Origin of the sequence: Actinomadura scrupuli (assembly GCF_050971785.1) — a bacterium.
GTDB lineage: Bacteria > Actinomycetota > Actinomycetes > Streptosporangiales > Streptosporangiaceae > Actinomadura_E > Actinomadura_E scrupuli.
The window spans coordinates 677596-694673 of the sequence record NZ_JBPCCU010000004.1 but is presented as its reverse complement, the minus strand read 5'-3'; the positions used below and the strand labels follow the sequence as shown (position 1 = coordinate 694673).

Here is a 17078-nt window from a genome sequence, read left to right as displayed (position 1 = left end):
CCTTCCGGCCTGACCTTCCGACCTGATCGAAATCGGCTCGGCAAACCGCCGGCTCCTCCATCACTAGCCTCGGAGTCGCTTGCAAAGCCTCCTCAGCAGAGGGCGTCATGCTCCGCTTGGCGTGAGTTGTGCGGCGCGGGATTCGAGGTAGCGCTGCTCGGGTCGGCTGAGCGTGCGGCGTGCGGCCAGGAGGTAGGTGACGCGTGCCGCGTCCCGTTCGCCTGCCATCTCGAGCAGGTGTGCGCGGACGGCGTCGACGCGGTGGTGCTCGGCGAGCGCGGGGTCGGCCTCCTCGTCGGCGAGCTGCTGCAGTCCGGTCTGCGGGCCGTGGACCATGGCGGTGGCGATGACGCGGTTGAGTGTGACCATCGGCCCGGGCGCGATGCGCTCCAGCAGTTCGTACAGCCCGAGGATCTGCGGCCAGTCGGTGTCTTGGTAGCGGGCCGCCTCGTCGTGCACGGCGCCGATCGCGGCCTGCAGTTGGTAGGGACCGATGGGTGCTGTGGCCAGCGTCTTGGTGATCAGGGCGACCCCTTCGGCGATGGCGCGGGTGTTCCACCGGCTGCGATCCTGATCGGCCAGGGGAACCAGCGTGCCGTCCTGGCCGGTGCGCGCTGGGCGGCGGGCGTCGGTGAGCAGCATCAGCGCGAGCAGCCCGGCGACCTCGCCATCGTCGGGCAGCTGATCGCGAAGCTGTCGCGTCAAGCGGATCGCCTCGGCGGTGAGCTCGACGCGATACAGCGCGGACCCTGAACTGGCCGTGTACCCCTCGTTGAAGATCAGATACAGCACGTGCAGAACTGCCGCCATCCGCTCGGCGCGTTCCGCCTCCGGGGGCATCCGGAATTCGGCGCCGCTGGCCTTGATCCGCTGTTTGGCTCGGCTGATGCGTTGGCCGATGGTGGTGTTCGGGACCAAGAACGCGCGGGCGATCTCCGCGGTGCTGAGCCCGCCGACCGCGCGCAGGGTGAGCGCGACCTGGGAAGAGGGGGTGAGCGAGGGGTGACAACAGAGCAGCAGCAAGCTGAGCGTGTCGTCCACCGCTGGTATCGACACGGGGTCAATGGGCGGCAGCGCGGCGACCGCCTCCTCCCGGCGCAGGCGAGCCGTGTCGTTGCGCAACAGCTCGATCCACCGCCGGGACGCGACCCTGATCAGCCAGGCCGGCGGGTTGGCGGGCACGCCGTCGGCCGGCCACTGGACCGCGGCTGCCAGCAGGGCCTCCTGCACCGCGTCCTCGCAGGTGTCGAAGCCGCCGTAGCGCCGGATCAGCACGGCGAGGACCTGTGGCGCTGCGTCCCGCAGTAGGTCCTCGACCTGCGTAGCGGTGCTCACATGTCCGGCCCGTTGGGAGTCAGCACCGGCCGCACCTCGACCATGCCCAGGGCGGCCTCCGGTATCCGCGCCGCGTGCTCGACAGCCCGGTCGATGCTCTCGCACTCCACTAGGTAGAAACCGGCCAGATGCTCCTTCATCTCGGGGAACGGCCCGTCGCTGGTCGTCGTCCGGCCCCCGCCCACCAGCACCCGTTTGGCCTGCGACGGATCGGCCAGCGCCTCCGACACGACCATCTCCCCCGATTCGGTGAGATCCTCGACGAGGTCGGCATGGGCCCCTATGCCCTCGGCGCGCTCGTCGTCGGACAGCCTCGCCCACACCTCCTGCGACTTGTGGTTGTGGTGGATCAGGATCAGGTACTTCACGGGTGCCTCCACACGGTCTCGAAATCCTCTCACTCGATATGTCGAAACCAGCCGCTCGGTATCGACATCTCCACGTGAGGCGCTCGCAAGGGGTGCCGAAGCCCTAACCGGAGATCACGATGAATCTGCCCCAGACCGTGCGCGAACCGGGCGGCGAGAGGATCGTGCACGCCAACGGCGTCGAGCTGTGCGTGCAGACGTTCGGTGAACGAGGTGATCCAGCGATCCTGCTGCTCGGCGGAGCGAGTAGCTCGATGGAATGGTGGGAGGAGGAGTTCTGCCTGAGCTTGGCGGGTGGCGGCCGGTTCGTCATCCGGTACGACCACCGTGACACCGGGCGTTCGACGAGCTACGAGCCCGGTTCGCCGCTGTACGGGTTCGAGGACCTGGCGGCAGACGCAGTAGGTCTGCTCGACTGTCTCGGGGTAGAGCGGGTGCACCTCGTGGGCATCTCGATGGGAGGGGGGATCGGGCAACGCCTGGCCCTCGACCACGGCCCGCGGGTCGCGTCGCTGACCTTGATTTCCACGAGCCCGGGGTTGCGTCCCGGAGCGCCTCCCGGCTTCGAGTTGCCGCCTCCCTCCGCAGCCCTGCGTGCCCACTTCGCCGCGCCGGCCGCGGCACCGGACTGGACGGACCGTGCAGCGGTGATCGACTCCATCGTCGCCGGCAGGCAACTCTTCGCCGGCTCCACCGGCTCCACCGGCTCCGAGCAGGCTCGCTTCCGCCAGCTCGCCGCTCGTGTCGTCGACCGCACCACCGACATTGCGGCGAGCATGACCAACCACTGGATGATCGACCCCGGCGCCCCCTACGGATCGCGGCTGGGCCAGATCACTGCGGCCACCCTGGTGATTCACGGCACCGAGGATCCGCTGTTCCCCTACGAGCACGCCGAAGCGTCGGCGCGTGAAATCGCCGGCGCCCAGCTGCTCGCCCTGGACGGGGTCGGTCATCAGATGCCGCCGGCGCGGACATGGGAGGTGGTCATACCGGCCCTGCTGCGCCACACCGGCGGCAGCCGGGACGCCCAGAGCCGGCCGGCAGCCGCCGAATGACCACCCACCACAGACCAGTCCGCGCCGTCACGGAATCCCGTGTGAGGGCGGCTTGCACCCCGCAGAGCTGCGAGGGCGGCTTTGAACTCATCGGCACGGCACGGGAGACCGAAGTAACCGGACAGCCCACCGCCTCGGCGGGCGGTACTCGCTGGTGGCGTGACGCAGTCATATACCAGGTCTACGTACGGAGCTTCGCCGACGCCGACGGGGACGGCATCGGCGATCTGCCCGGTATCCGCAGTCGGCTGCCGTATCTGGCCGAACTCGGTGTGGACGCACTGTGGATCACGCCGTTCTACGACTCGCCGATGGTCGACGGCGGCTACGACGTCGTGGACTACCGCTCGGTGGATCCGACGCTGGGCACTCTCCACGATGCCACCGAGTTGATCGGTGACGCGCACGACCTGGGGTTGCGGGTCATCGTCGACATCGTGCCCAACCACACCTCCGACCAGCACATCTGGTTCCAGGAGGCGCTGGCCTCCGGGATCTCCAGTCCGGCCCGGGACCGCTACATCTTCCGGCCCGGGAGAGGCGCCGACGGCGAGCTGCCGCCCAACGACTGGGAGTCGATCTTCGGCGGCCGCGCCTGGACCCGGCTGCCCGACGGGCACTGGTACCTGCACTTGTTCTCTCCCCAGCAACCCGACCTGAACTGGGAGCACCCGGATGTGCACGTCGAGTTCGACGAAATCCTGCGATTCTGGCTCGATCTGGGAGCCGACGGGTTCCGCATCGACGTAGCGCACGGCATGGTCAAGGCGGTCGGACTCCCCGACGTCGGAGTCGCGCCGCAGTCGCGGCTGCTGGGCCGCGGCAAGGTGCCCTACTTCGACCAGGACGGGGTCCACGAGATCCATCGAGCCTGGCGGCGGCTGCTCGACGCCTACCCAGGAGAGCGGATAGCGGTGGCGGAGGCGTGGGCGCCCTCACTCGACCGGCTGACCAACTACGTCAGACCGGATGAGCTGCACCAGGTGTTCAACTTCGACTACCTGAGAACCGGCTGGGACACCAGTGCGCTGCGCGCGGTGATCGAGAGTTCCCTGGCCTCGGCCGGCTCGGTCGGCGCGCCCACCACCTGGGTGCTGTCCAACCACGACGTCCAACGGCATGTCACCCGCTACGGCGACGGTGAACTCGGATGGCGGCGGGCCCGTGCGGCGGCGCTGCTCACCCTCGCGCTGCCCGGCTCCGCATATGTGTACCAAGGCGAGGAGCTGGGTCTGCCCGAGGTGCTCGACATCCCGGCCGAACTGCTGACCGATCCGCAGCTCGGCAGTGTCAAGGGCGGCCGGGACGGTTGCCGGGTTCCCCTCCCCTGGTCCGGTGATGAGCCCCCGTACGGGTTCGGAACGGGCGGCGGATGGCTGCCGTCCCCGCCCGAATGGAAGTCGCTCACCGTGGACGCACAACGGGGCGACCACCTTTCGATGCTGAACCTCTACCGCCAGGCCCTCCGGATCCGGCGCGACCATCCGGCCCTGGGCGACGGTGAGCTGCGCTGGCTGGACGGGCCGCCCGGCTGTCTGGTGTTCGAGCGCAGCGGTCATTCCGACGGTCCTCGGGTGCTGTGCGCGGTGAACATCGGCGACCAGAGCGTCCAGATCCCGGCCCACGGCACGCTCCTGCTGGGCAGCGGCCCGATCCGTGCGGAAGGCGAGTGTGCGGTCCTCCTGCCCGACACGGCCGCCTGGTGGAGCACCGCGCCTGACGCCTGTCGGGCGACACGGGGGATGTGCATCGGGAAGTCGGTGGACGGCATTGGGTGTGAGCACGTCGAGGTCAGCGGGGTGTCGGGCTTGCCGGGGCCGGCGTTGGACGACGGCATGAGCATGTCCGTGTAAGGCGACGGTCCTCCCCGAGCCCTGCGCGGACGCAACCGACGAGCAGGATCGGGGTCCGCTGATCCATCCGCTTGCGGAGAGGCCGCCACCAGCGGTCGGGTGAACGTCGGCCCCAGGCCTCGGCGGGTGGTCCTCGCTATGGCCGGCCGAGGCGCGGTGCGGGCGCCTCAACGGTGAGCACCCGGCCCGTTCGCGGCCCGTCACCCGCCATGCTGATCGTGCCCGACTGCCGGGCACGTCCCGTACCAGACGGCGCCGTCGGCGTCGAGACAGATGCCGTCGGGAACGCCATCGCCGAGGTCGGCCCACACCCGCCGGTTCGCCAGACTCCCGTCGGCCGCGATGTCGAATGCTGTGGGCCTTTTCCAACCTGGCCTTGCTGATCACGGGCCGGTTGCAGCTGGCGGGTTGGATCATGAACGGGCGAAGCTCCCGGTAGATGAGTTGTCGACCAAGATCAACCCTCTGCACAGGAGCTTCTGTGCTGTTCTATCGTGCTGCGCTGGATCTGTCGCGCCGGTCGGTGAACTTCACCGCCGACCTGATCCGCCGTCATCTGGAAACGATCGGTTCACGCTGGCGCAAGCTGCCGCCCGGCAGCCAAGCACTGCTGGTGCTCGCGCATCTGCGCCGCAACCTCACCTGCACCGAGCTGGCCGCCGGGTTCGGGATCGGTGTCGCCACCGCTTACCGGTACGTTGCCGAGGTCGTCGACCTGCTCGCCGAGCTGGCTCCCGACCTGCGCGAAGCCGTGCGGGTCGCTGCCCGCAAGGCGTATGTGATCCTGGACGGCACCCTGGTGCCCACCGACCGGCTCGGCGGCCAGGACGACCGGCGGTACTACTCGGGAAAGCATCACCGGCACGGGGTGAACCTCCAGTTCCTGACCGACCCGCACGGCCGGCTGATCTGGGCCTCACCCGCCCTGCCCGGATCGACCCATGATCTGACCGCGGCCCGCACCCACGGGATCGTTGCGGCACTGACCGGCAGGGCCATCGCCTGTTTCGCAGACAAGGGCTACCTCGGCGTCGGCGGAGCGATCGGCACCCCGTACCGCAAACCCAAAGGTCGCAAGCTCGACAAACGAAAGAAGCTCTACAACCGGCATCACGCCAAGATCAGAGCTCTCGGCGAACGCGGCGCGGCCACCCTGAAGACCTGGCACATCCTGCGCAAAGCCCGCTGTTCACCGGGCCGCCTGACCGCCATCATCCAGGCCATCCTCACCCTCCACCACCAGACCAAATGAAGATGGCAAAGGCTCACTGCCTTCACAGCCAAGGAAGCCAAGTCACCACTCGCCAGACGGCCCTACGACCTCCGACACGCCGCCGGAGTCCCCGCCACCCAGGTCGCCACCTGGGCTGGCCACAGCGTGGCTGTTCCCCTCAAGGGGCAGGTCGAAGGCCTTCAGCAAGTGTTCAGAGTTTCGGATCCAGCCCCTCAGCGCCGACCACCACGTCACTCTCTGCTGTCATCACAGGCCGATGGCGCACCCTGAGGCTCCTCTGCTCGGAGGAGGGAACACTGACAATTTTCATTACCTTGACAAATTAGATATTCGGTGCAACCGTTCAGTCATGCCAAGCCGCTTGGCGGAAAACCATGGTCGATATGAGGAAGAAGCACCGACATGCGCACCCTGATCTACACCGCGTTCGTCTCGCTCGATGGCGTCGTCGAGTCCCCTGGAGGCGGAGCCGCTGAGACCCACCGCAGCGCCGGCTGGACATTCAAGGACATCGAGTTTGTGGAGGATGCCTACGAGATCAAGGGCCGGGAGCAGAAGGAGGCCTCGGCCATGATGCTGGGCCGGGTCAGCTACGAAGCCTTCAGCCCCGTCTGGCCGGGCATGGCCGAGTTCGCCGACTACAAGGTGATGCCGAAGTACGTCGTCTCTACCACACTCGGCGAAGCCGACCTCGTCGACAACTGGGGCGAAACCACGATCTTGCGCTCACTCGACGAGGTGGCGAAGCTCAAAGAGACCGACGGCGGTCCGATCCTCATCCACGGCAGCGCCGGTCTCGGTCGGAACCTCTCCGACGCGGGGCTGATCGACCGCTACCACCTGCTGATCTTCCCAGTCCTCCTCGGCGCCGGAAAGCGCATGTTCAGCGACACCGACAAGGGCCTGCAGAAACTCAAGGTCATCGAGAACGAGATCTACCGCAACGGCGTTCAGAAACTCGTCTACGACGTTGTCCGCTGAGGATGGCACCTAGCGAGCTGGTAGTGCCTGGACACTTGAGGGGCGAGGATGCGCTCACTGGCCCACGAGGGAGACCAGTGATCGCGATCGGGTCGCGATCGAGAGAGTCGAAAGTGGCCGCGTATTCGCCACAGACAGCAGCGTGCGGCGGATCGCAGCCGTAGACAGCCGGACACATGCGAAAGGCCCCCTCGACCCGAGATCGCAGGTCAGGGGGCCTTTCGGCTGGTGTGGCGGCTGATGGATTCGAACCATCGTAGGCTGAGCCGGTTTACAGACCGGCGGAGTAACTGGTCTGAGCTGGCTTTACTTCAGGCCCACGGCGGTTATCAGCGCACATTCGTCATGATCATGGTCTCGGCCGCTCCCCTCGATGGATGAGGGCTCTCTCTACGTCCTTCAAGGATGCCTCGCAGTAGGGTCGCCCTCCGGCGGCGGGTCGTGATCCTCCCCCGGGGGGCAGCTCCTGCGATGCCGGCTGTTCGCTCTATCCCACGCACTGACGGGACAGCACTCTCGCCAGGGCTTCTATCAAGCCACGCACGATCGCGCCGACACGCACCCTTCGGGGACGCCCTCCGAAACGAGGCGACAGATCATGCCAACGGCACCCGGAGCACCAGGGCCAGATAGAACATGGGTCAGCCTCACGAAAAGCATCTCCTGCCCCTGCAACGACATCCACAGCAGCAGGCGTTCCCGATGACCCCAGTCTCACTGATAGAACAACACGGAAGCTCCTGTGCAGATGGTTGATCTTGGTCGACAACTCATCTACCGGGAGCTTCACCCGTTCATGATCAAAACCCGCCAGCTGCAACCGGCCCGTGATCAGCAAGACCAGGTTGGAAAAGGCTCTGTGAGTTGATTGGCGTAGGACTCGGCGACGATAAGGGACGATGTCGTTCCACGGCTTGTCGGAGAGGTCGGCCAGATCGGCGTGGGTCACCAGTGACCCGTCGGGCTCCCTGCGGAGCAGGCGTCCTTCGCCGCCCGAGACGATGAGCAGCCGACCGTCGGGCAGAAGGTCGATGCAGAACGGAACGGTCGGGACACGGACCACGACCTCGCTCGTACCCTCGAGATCAACGGCGACGACCTCGTGCGCGCCCCAATCCGAGAGCCAAAGACGACCACCGTGCCACCGTGGCGACTCGCCGAACGCGAGACCGGTTAGCAGAGTGCGCGGTTCGGGCATGAGGACTCCCTGGCTCGAGCGCCAACTGCCGGCGCCTCGTAGGGATGTAGAAACCGCCGCGCTGATTTCGACATGCCGTCGGTCTTGTCCAAGTGTGAGGATGGGGCGACCGCTGGTGGAACGACGGTATGAGAATGCGAGGTCGAATCATGGCACGGACCTATCGGTCGACGTCCTTCTCGCGCCTTCGCGACCGCATCATGGCCTTCATGCTGCGCAAGGGCGTGGCGCCACCCGGGCTCTACCTGCTCACCGTCCCGGGTCGTAGGACGGGAATTCCCCGAACGACCCCGGTCGCACCCCTGGAGAACGCCGAAGGTCGCTGGCTGATCGCGCCGTACGGACCGGACGGCTGGGCGCGGAACGCGCGAGCCGCAGGACGTGTCACGCTACGCCGGGGACGTACGACCGAGTCATTCGCCGTGACCGAGTTGCAGGCGGCGGAGGCCGCGCCGATCCTCAAGCAGTACCTGGCCGAACACCCGTACACCGTCGGCCCCTACTTCGACGTGGACAAGGACGCCGCACTCGACGACTTCGCGGCTGAGGCCACCCGTCATCCCGTGTTCCGGCTCCAGGCTTCATGACCGCACTTGGCTCGTCGGCGCACGCACAGGTTCGTGTTCCGTAGATCAGGCTCTCGCGGGTCGGACTCCACCGCCGAGCACGTCGGACCCTTCGAGTTCGGCAGGTTCCCACCTGCTCATGTGAGGGATCGACGTGCGGATCAGGTGGCCGGTCCGTCGAGCTGGTCGAGCCGGCCGGTTTCCAGGTGGGAGATGTCGCCACCGGAGTCGAGGGCGGCGTCGAGGAGGAGTGCGAGTGAGGTGCCGTACACCGGGACGTCGGCGGGCTCGTCGACCAACCGGAATCGGCTGTTCGGTGTACCTGGGGGGCCGGGGGCGGCCTTCTCGATGCGGCAGAGGACCCAGTGGAAGATCTGTGCGGAGAATTCGATGGCCGCGCAGATGCTCCTGCCGTCGGCGAGGTCGATGACCGTTTCGATCTGACACTGGCCTTCGCCGCGCAATACCCTGCGGTGGTCGGCGACCGGCCGCAACCGCCACGCGCCGTCGAAGAGGGTCGCCGAGCCGACACGGCGGTAGACCGCCGCGAGGTCGGCGGACGCATAAAACAGGCGATGGGGTCGCGGAGGGTCGGTTTCGTGGTCGCGTACGATCCGGTCGATCACGTCGTCGATCTCGACCGTGGCCGGTGCCAGGTACCAGCCGGCGACCGGCCGTAGCGCGCCGTCGTCGTCCTGGGCGACGCCGACCAGCCCGGCGTGCAGGGCCACAGCCCGGTTCTCGGCGCCGGCTCGGTCGTTGACGTTGACGATCACCCGCGACAGGGTGGCCGGCACTCTGTCGCTGCGGATGCCTGGACCGCGGTAACCCATCTCATCGTCGGTGGTCACGTCGCGTGGCTCGTCGATCGGCAAATCCAGCAGCGGATTCGGCCTGCTGACCTCGCCCTGCCCGGTCAGGTACGGATACAGCCGCGCCGCCCAGCCGGTGATCACCCCACCGCCGTAGGCGTCGGCAGGGCTGTAGATGCGCCGCCAGAACGCGGTGTCCACCTCCCCCGCCGCGGCCCGGACGAACTGGTCGGTGATCGGGGTCAGCGAACGGCACCAGGTCTCCAGGCCGAACCCGGCGATCGCTTCCACCCGCCCGCGGACCTTCTGCCAGTCCTCGACCGTGCCGGTCAGGGTGATCGACGGGATGCCGCAGACGAAGACCATCCACAAAGCGAAGTACGGCGAGTACGCATCCAGCAGCACGATCCGCCCGGCCATCCGCTCGACGTCGGTGCTGGTGGAGAAGTCGCATTCGAATCCGGCGGCGTCATCGATCTCGGCGAGGAGCAGTTTGCCGAACGACTCGACGGCGTCCTGCCACGACTCGGCGTCCTGGGGCATCGGCCCGTCGACCACGACCGTGAGCCGCTTACGGCCGGAGTGGCTCACCAACCGCGGGCGCAGTTCCTCGGCGTGCAGGCGCACATGCTGGGCGAGGCCCTGCAAGATCGTCAGCCACACCGCGTCCGGGGAGAGCACGAGCGGGCGATGGTCGGCGAACGCGCGCCCCACGGCGCTGAGCAGCGGATGCACCCCATCGGATTTCAGGACCGACAGGGCCGGGTCGCCACCGGCCACCAGCGCTCCCGCGAACTGCTCGCCGAGCGGCACCGCGGGCAGCACCTCGGTGGCCGGCACGACATCATCGACCCGGAAGGTCACCATCACAGGACTCTAACCCGGCTGCCGCCCGGACCAGCCAGGCGATCAGGAAGGTGTGGGTCACCACCCGGTGGGACCTCTCCGGGATCCGGCACATAGGGAAGGTAGTCGTCAGCCGTTTCGCAGGGGTATAGCGGAACGCGGTCGAGCTGGGCCGAGATCAGCGCGGTGGTGGATTCCGGTGAGCGGGACATCGCGGAGCCGCCGCCCGAGCGGCACGCCCTACCGGTATCCCTCAGGTGTCGGCTCGCTTTCGTCCTGATCACGTCGGGGGATGATCGTTGAGCCAGGCCGCGGCTCGGCGGGCCGACGCGCGCGACAACCACGCGTCGGCGACTATCTCTGCCAGTTCGTCCCGGGAGAGCTCACCGATCCGGCAGGCCCGCAGCAGCACGGACAGGTGGCCGTTGAAATGCGCGGTGGTGAAGAACGGCGTCGTCTCGTCCCGCACCAATGCCTGCTTGTCCTCTTCGGACGCGACCCAGAAGACGATCACATCCCGGTAGCGCTCCCCCGTCTCGGGGTCGACCGCATCCGGCCGCGGATTGCGGAAGAAGACGAACGACTTCCCGCCCACCTGGTAGACCGGATTGTCGCCGGTCCCGGGGTAGACGGTGACATGCGGCATGGCCAGCGCGAGCTCGTGCACGTCCTCGACCCGGGCGGGCCGACTCTCGTCGTCCGGCATGGCCTCAGCGTAGGCGGGCCGCCGGCTCAGGGCGAGGTGATGACCTCGTCGAAGCCCAGTCCCGGTGACCGGCGCGGCCGTCCGGCGGTCTTGCGCCGTCCCACCCAGACCACGAAGCCACCGTCACCGGTGCGGGCCATCTGCCAGGTGCGCATGACGCTGACCCCGGTCGGCAGGATCTCCTCGTCGTGGATCGACAGTGGGCCACCGGCTTCCAGGATCGTTCCGATCGCGCCGCGGGTGGCGGCCTCGCCGCCGTCCACGGCCACCGCCAGCCGGCCGCGCCGCAGCGAGAGGCCACCGTCGGCACGGCGGACCGGAACGAGCGGGACGTAGTGGTCGGGGACGGGTGTTGCCAGCCGGTAACGCCACGCGTCTCCGGACGGGCCCGGCGTGGGCGGGAGGGCGGCGCGCGCCAAGGCGGCCCGGTCGACGACTCGCCCGGAGGCGCTCTCGACGCGGAGCTCGGCGGCCCAGCCGAGGTTGGCCGCCTCGTCGCGGAGCAGCGCGACCTCCTCGATCGGGCGGCTCTCGGTCCGCCCGGCCAGGACCGGCGGCAGGAAGAGCCACGGGCAGTGCGTCGCCGGTTCGCCGGGATCGGGAGCCGCCTCGTGCGGGCCGCGGAGAAGGTCGTCGCCGGCGACGGTATCGCCCGTCAGCTCGAAGAAGCGCCATACCCTGGCCGGCCCGTCCTGCTCGGCGCACGAGCGGATCGTGTGGGCCTCGCCGAACGTGTCGAGCACCCTGACCTGGCGGCCGCGAACCAGCACGCCGCTCGGGAGCCGGCACGGAGCCAGGAACCAGTCGTCGCCGGTGACGGTGCCGTAGGCCGCGACCGCCGCCCGGGCGAGATCCTCCGGCGCGGTGGTGATGTCGCCGAACCAGACGTCGCGGTTCTCGACCTGCCACCAGCGGGACGCGGCCTGCCCGGCGAAGCGCGCCGGGGTGGGCACGATCCGCAGCACGTGCTCCGTGAGCGCCCCGGAGGTGCCCATGGGCAGCCCGCCGGCGGCGACATCGAAGCTGTACCAGTCGAGGCTGCCGCCGGTGTACTCCGGCGCGACGAGCTGCACCTCGCGCTGGGACCCCACCCCGGCGGCGACCTGGAAGCCGTACTCCATCCGCTCCGGGTTCCACGCCCGCGGGCCGGGGCCCGGCTCGCTGAACAGCCCGCCGTACCAGGTCGCCCAGGCGCGCAGCGCCCGCCGGACGGCCGGGCTCGCATCGGCCGGGAGTCCCGGTACCGCGCCGTTGCCCGCCTCGGTCACGGCGACCAGCAGCGCCTCGGTGTCGACGGCACGCCGGGCGAGCAACTCGAGCTGGGCCCGGCCGACCGGGTCGATCCCGTCGTCGAGGGGCAGCGTGAGGGGGTAGGCGGCCCGCAGCCCTGCCGGGACGGCCGGTGGCGCTCCCGCGGAATCGAGCAGCCGCCAGAGCTGGAGCGCCGCCTCGGTGGCGATGCGGGCGGCGGCGGGGCCGTCGCGGACCAGCTCGCGCTCGACCGCCGTCTCCAGCGGCAGCCCGGCGTCCTCGCGCGTGATGACCGGTCCCACGGGCCCCGTGCCGATTCGCACGCGCGTCACGGGAGTGTGCTCGACGGTCGCCTCGACGACGATCGGGCTCGCGGCGTCCTCGCCGGTGAGCTCGCCGACCTGCCACTGCTTGCCGAGCAGCCACAGCGGGTCGGCGATGCGCGCCTCGAGCCCTTCGGTCAGGTCGGTGCCGACGGTCGTGGACTCCAGTCGCTGCCAGGTCATGACTCCACCGGTGCCGTGTCGGCGGCGAGGTAGGCGGCGGGGAGGAACTGGCCGAGCCCGGAGAGCGTCTCCGGCCCCACCATCCGCCTGCGGGCCAGGTCGAAGGTCTGTTTGACCATGTCGCGTACCACCTCGAACTCGAAACCGCCTGCCGGCCCGGCGGCGCACAGCAGGATGGCTTGCGGGGCGCGCGCCGAGGGTGCGTCGAAGTGCACGGCGAGGGCCGCGTCCTGGCCGCGGCGGGGAACCGCCTCGGTCCAGGTGCTGACCACGAGCCCGGCCACCGGGCCCGCGAAGGACGGTGGTCGTGTGCCGGTGGCCAGTAGGCACAGCCGCCCGCGCGCGTCGCCGGCCGGACGTTCGAGCGCCGCCCAGCCCTCGCCCTCGTGGTCGGGGAGCTGTCCGAGGCTGAAGCCGAAAACGACCGCGTTGCGCGCCGCCTCGGTCAGGTCGACGGCGATGCGCAGCCGCCGGGCGCCGGGGTCGACGCGGCCCGCGGCCGCGAGCCAGCCGGTGGCCGCCTCGCGCCCGGCGAGACGCCGGCGGGCGAAGGTGGCGTCCAGCGCGGCGGAATCGGCCGGCGTGAAGTGCGGTGCGACGGGCAGCGCGTGGCCGACCAGGAGGTGCAGGCGGCCGGTCAGCGCCGCGGTCCGGCCGACCTCGTCCAGGGCGTCCCATCCTGCGGCCTCGTCCGTGATCCGGGCGTCGAGCGCGGTGAGCCGGGTGTCGACCGCGGTCAGCACCGCGCCGCCCTGCGCGACCAGGTCGTCCGCCGCGGACCCCGGCGCGGGCACGGCGGCGGGCAGCTCGAAGCCGCCGAACCTCAGCAGGGCCGCCCGGACGTCGCCCCGGGCCGGCTCCCCGGCCGCCGCCGGCAGTGCCGCCGCCAGCCCGGCGCGGTGTGCCTCCAGTGCGGTGCGGACGGCCTTCACCCGGGCGTCCAGCTCGGCCACGTGCACGCCCGCGGGCACCTCGGTCGTACCCGGCGCCGCGAGGTCGCGGCCGTCGAGGTCGCGTGCCTCGGCGACCAGCCGCCGCAACGTTCGGGCGACCACGGCGAGATCGGCGAGTGAGCCTTCGCCCGTCCCCGGCTCCACGACGGCCACGGCGGCGGCAGGTACGCCCGCCGGCCGGCGGCCCTCGCCCCACGCCGCGAGCACCGCCTCCAGGCGGCCCAGGCCGGTCTGCTCCCCGACCGGCGCGAGGAAGACGGCGTCGATGGCCGCGAGCCCGACGTCGGCGAGGGTCGCCCGGACCACTCCGGGCACGCGTTCGCCGGTGTCGGGATGCGTGAAGCGGACCGCGAAGCGGTAGCCGGACGGGCTGCCGAGCAGGCGCGCCAGCCAGGCGTCGAGCGCGGGCGCGGCGAGCGCCCGACCGCCGGCGACCGCGACCGGCCAGCCGCTCCCCGCGCCCGGGTCCAGGAAGGCCAGCAGCCGGTGTGTCACCGTCAGCGCGGGCCGGGGCGTGTCGGCGATCCGCAGCGCGGGGAACGTCGCGTCGCCGGATCCGGCGGCGGTGAGCGCCGCGGCGCTCTCGGCCACGTTTCCCTGCGCGAGCGAGAACACGGTCTGGGCGACGGCGGCATCGGCGACGGCGTCGAGGTCGGCCGCCAGGGAGTCGAGCACGGCTTCCAGGCCCGGCCGCTCGCTGCCGGCGCCCGCGAGGAGCGTGGTGAGCGCCGCCGCGGCCGCCTCCTCCGCCTCGGACATGTCCTCGGGCGCCAGGCGTGCCCGCGCCAGCAGCAGCCCGTCGACGATCGCGGTCGGCGGCGACTGGTCTCCGGCCGCGGCGAGCGCCAGACTGCGGAGCTCGTCGGTCCTGTGGTCGAGCCCGGGCGTCGCGTCGTGCAGGCCGCGCTCGAGGCGCGCGCCGAGCAGCCGCCCGAGGTCCTGGCCCTGGCGGACGCCGTCGGCGAGCCAGCGGGCGCGGCGCATCCGATCCGAGGAGAGGTCCACGGCGAGCGCGCCGCTCCGGCCCTGGCCGCCGAACGCGGCCCAGCCGCTCCGGAGGACTGCCGCAGTGGTGGCGTGGGTGAGCGAGGGCGCCAGGACGTAGCCCTGGGACGCGCGGGCCGCCGCGCGCGGCTTCACGCCCTCCACGAAACCGTAGGCGCCGACCTGCACGCCCACCGGGGTGGCGGTGCGCTTGTTCTCGAGCCGCCATGCGGCCACGGCGGAGTACCAGGCGTCGAGGCGGTAGCCGTGCACGCCGAGCGTCTCGCGCAGGAGCCGCTCCAGCTCGCCGACCGGATCGCCGGCCGTCGCCGCCAGCGCCGACAGCGCCTGGAGCCCGGCCAGCACGACCGCCTGATCGCCGGGGTCGGCCGCCTGCTCGATGCTCCTGCGCAGGAGGGTGCGCAGCAGCGGCCGCGGCACCGTGTGATCGACCGGCACCCCGAACCTGCCGGGTGCCTCGGCGGCCAGCTCGCCGAGCCAGCGCCGCAGCTCGGCCAGGTCGTCCTCGGTGCGGCCGGGCGAGACCAGCGGGAGCGTCCAGTCGCGCGCCGTGCCTTCGGGGTGCAGGGTGAAGAAGGCGTTGGGTTCGTCGTCCTCGCCCATCTTGCCGGTGACGGCGGAGTCGGCGGCCAGGAGGCGCAGCAGCGGGTCGGCGCGCGCCGCCTGCTCGTTGACCAGGGAGCGCAGCGAGTCGTCGGCGAAGTCGGCCCAGGTCTCGCGGTATGCGCGCTGGGTCTCGGTTCCGCCCCCCGATCGCAGCGCGTTCACGAACGTCTGGAGGGCGATCACCTGGCCGACGGGGCCCGTGGCCGCCCCGAGCCCGTCCTGGAGATCCTCCAGCAACGGCCACAGTTCGCTGTCGTGGTAGTCCGGATAGGGCTGCCCGGTCGTCGAGGTGGGGTACATCCCGCAGGCCAGGCCGAGCAGGAGAAGCCGCGCGGACCAGGCGTCCTGGTAGTGCTCGCGCATCGCCTCGACCGGCTGCAGGTGCAACGCGGTCGGATGCGGGACCGCCGCCATCACCTGCGATGCCAGGGCGGCCAGGTCGCCGGCGGCCACGGTCCCGTCCTCGGCGACGTCGGAGGCGTCCGGGTCGAGCCGCGGGACGGCACCGAAGTCCCACGACGACCGGGCGTCGGCGAGCAGGCGCTCGACGCGTTCGATCATCGGCGCCTGGCCGGTCTCGGCCCGGTCCACGCGGCTGACCGGCAGCAGGCCGTAGGGCTGGGCGCCCACGAGCAGCGTGGGCAGCAGGCAGCCACCACGGGCGAAGTGCACGCTCCACTCGCGCAGCCAGCTGCGGTCGCCGTCGCCGAGCACCCCCTCCAGGACGTGGTCGAGGTAATGGCCCGCCAGCGCCGGCCACAGTGCGCGATTCATGGCCAAGGCGTGCGGCAGGTCGGCCAGCAGGGCGTTCGCCGACCGATCCAGCGGGTTCGCGCCGTCCAGCCCCAGGGCGATCGACGCGGCGTCGGCGGCGAGCCGGCGGTAGAGGTCCCCGTCCTCGGTCACCCGCGGGCGCCCGGTCGACGGGCGGGCGTCCAGCTCGGCGGCGCGCAGCGCGGCGAGATCGGGCGCGTCCAGGCTCATACCCGGCCCGGACGTCTCGGTCGTGTTCGTGGGCGTGCCCTGCGGGATGAAGTCCAGTCCGCTGGTGTAGCGATGGGCGCGCAGCAGGTCGCGGACCTGCTCGTGCTGGTCACCGGCCCGTACGCCGAACACGACCAGCTCCTCGAAGCCCTCCCTCCGCTCCTGCGCCGTGAACGCGGAGAGATCGATGCGGATGCCGAGCCCCGCGCTCTCCGCCTCGCCGAACTCATGGGCCCAGGCGAGCCCCTGCGCGCTGAGCCAGGCCCTGCCGTCCAGCCCGTCACCGGTGTCGGCCGCACCGGGAGCGAGGGCGATCTCCTCCCGTACGGGTGCGCTCCAGTACGGCCCGTAGGTCTGCTCGCGGGCGTACAGCACCGCGGCGAAACGCACCGGCAGCAGCCGTGCCCAGGTGGGGGCACCGGCGCCGAGCAGCTCGACCGGGGGGAACCGCGGCTCCTGGCCGGGGTGCTCCGCGTTGGTCGGCCGCAGCGCGGTCGCCACCCAGGCCGCCCGCCACGGCCCGAGCCGCCCGCACAGCCACGTGAACGCCGCGTCGCGGCCGGCGGTGTCCCCGGCCGCCCGCCAGGTGCGGCGCCAGAACGCCCGGCCGGCCTCCTGCTCCGAGCGCGTCAGCGCGTCGCGGTGCCCGTCGGCGTGGATCGCGTCCGGGAAGACACGCACCCGCAGCTCGGGCGGATCGTGGGCGAGGAAGAAGCGCGTCTCAAGCCGTACGGGCAGCAGCGCCAGCGGCAGCCGCTCGTCGAGCCCCGCGAACGTGGACATCGGATCGAGCGGCGGGATCGGCGGCACGGCGCC

The 17078-nt window shown here is 70.7% G+C and carries 12 protein-coding genes; 5 read left to right on the top strand and 7 right to left on the bottom strand.

Going from position 1 to position 17078, the window contains the following annotated elements; all coding sequences use genetic code 11:
• Window positions 1-105: 105 nt before the first annotated feature.
• On the bottom strand, window positions 106-1335 hold the full coding sequence (locus ACRYCC_RS22445; RefSeq protein WP_433814963.1) for an RNA polymerase sigma factor: 1230 nt from the start codon (window positions 1333-1335) through the stop codon (window positions 106-108).
• Complete coding sequence (locus tag ACRYCC_RS22440; RefSeq protein ID WP_433814962.1) at window positions 1332-1703, bottom strand: YciI family protein; 372 nt, start codon at window positions 1701-1703, stop codon at window positions 1332-1334. Before ACRYCC_RS22440 ends, ACRYCC_RS22445 begins: the two co-directional genes overlap by 4 nt.
• A gap of 119 nt (window positions 1704-1822) precedes the next feature.
• Between ACRYCC_RS22440 and ACRYCC_RS22435 the strand changes: the two genes are divergently transcribed.
• A complete protein-coding gene (locus ACRYCC_RS22435; RefSeq protein ID WP_433814961.1) occupies window positions 1823-2761 on the top strand; it encodes an alpha/beta fold hydrolase in 939 nt (312 codons plus the stop codon).
• Window positions 2762-2850: 89 nt separating this feature from the next.
• Window positions 2851-4614: a glycoside hydrolase family 13 protein gene (locus ACRYCC_RS22430; protein WP_433815050.1), complete on the top strand. Its 1764-nt coding sequence runs from the start codon at window positions 2851-2853 to the stop codon at window positions 4612-4614.
• A 200-nt stretch (window positions 4615-4814) separates the two neighbouring features.
• On the opposite strand, the gene ACRYCC_RS22425 is transcribed toward ACRYCC_RS22430, so the two are convergent.
• Window positions 4815-4958 carry an SMP-30/gluconolactonase/LRE family protein gene (locus ACRYCC_RS22425; protein WP_433815048.1) on the bottom strand — a complete coding sequence of 48 codons (144 nt, stop codon included), beginning with the start codon at window positions 4956-4958 and terminating at the stop codon, window positions 4815-4817.
• Window positions 4959-5095: 137 nt separating this feature from the next.
• Here ACRYCC_RS22425 and ACRYCC_RS22420 point away from each other — a divergent pair, with 137 nt between their 5' ends.
• From ACRYCC_RS22420 to ACRYCC_RS22410, 3 genes are all read left to right on the top strand, one after another.
• A complete protein-coding gene (locus ACRYCC_RS22420) occupies window positions 5096-5866 on the top strand; it encodes a transposase family protein (protein WP_433814959.1) in 771 nt (256 codons plus the stop codon).
• 384 nt (window positions 5867-6250) lie between these two features.
• On the top strand, window positions 6251-6829 hold the full coding sequence (locus ACRYCC_RS22415; RefSeq protein ID WP_433814958.1) for a dihydrofolate reductase family protein: 579 nt from the start codon (window positions 6251-6253) through the stop codon (window positions 6827-6829).
• A gap of 1347 nt (window positions 6830-8176) precedes the next feature.
• A complete protein-coding gene (locus ACRYCC_RS22410; RefSeq protein ID WP_433814957.1) occupies window positions 8177-8614 on the top strand; it encodes a nitroreductase family deazaflavin-dependent oxidoreductase in 438 nt (145 codons plus the stop codon).
• A 140-nt stretch (window positions 8615-8754) separates the two neighbouring features.
• Here ACRYCC_RS22410 and ACRYCC_RS22405 read toward each other — a convergent pair whose 3' ends face one another.
• The 4 genes from ACRYCC_RS22405 to ACRYCC_RS22390 all read right to left on the bottom strand — a co-directional run bounded on the left by ACRYCC_RS22405 (window position 8755) and on the right by ACRYCC_RS22390 (window position 17072).
• A complete protein-coding gene (locus ACRYCC_RS22405; protein ID WP_433814955.1) occupies window positions 8755-10272 on the bottom strand; it encodes a DUF4419 domain-containing protein in 1518 nt (505 codons plus the stop codon).
• Between the two features lie 259 nt (window positions 10273-10531).
• Window positions 10532-10957 carry an MmcQ/YjbR family DNA-binding protein gene (locus ACRYCC_RS22400; RefSeq protein ID WP_433814953.1) on the bottom strand — a complete coding sequence of 142 codons (426 nt, stop codon included), beginning with the start codon at window positions 10955-10957 and terminating at the stop codon, window positions 10532-10534.
• Between the two features lie 26 nt (window positions 10958-10983).
• Window positions 10984-12714, bottom strand: a complete 1731-nt coding sequence (locus ACRYCC_RS22395; protein WP_433814952.1) for a hypothetical protein — start codon at window positions 12712-12714, stop codon at window positions 10984-10986.
• On the bottom strand, window positions 12711-17072 hold the full coding sequence (locus ACRYCC_RS22390; protein WP_433814950.1) for a hypothetical protein: 4362 nt from the start codon (window positions 17070-17072) through the stop codon (window positions 12711-12713). Before ACRYCC_RS22390 ends, ACRYCC_RS22395 begins: the two co-directional genes overlap by 4 nt.
• Between the last annotated feature and the right edge of the window lie 6 nt (window positions 17073-17078).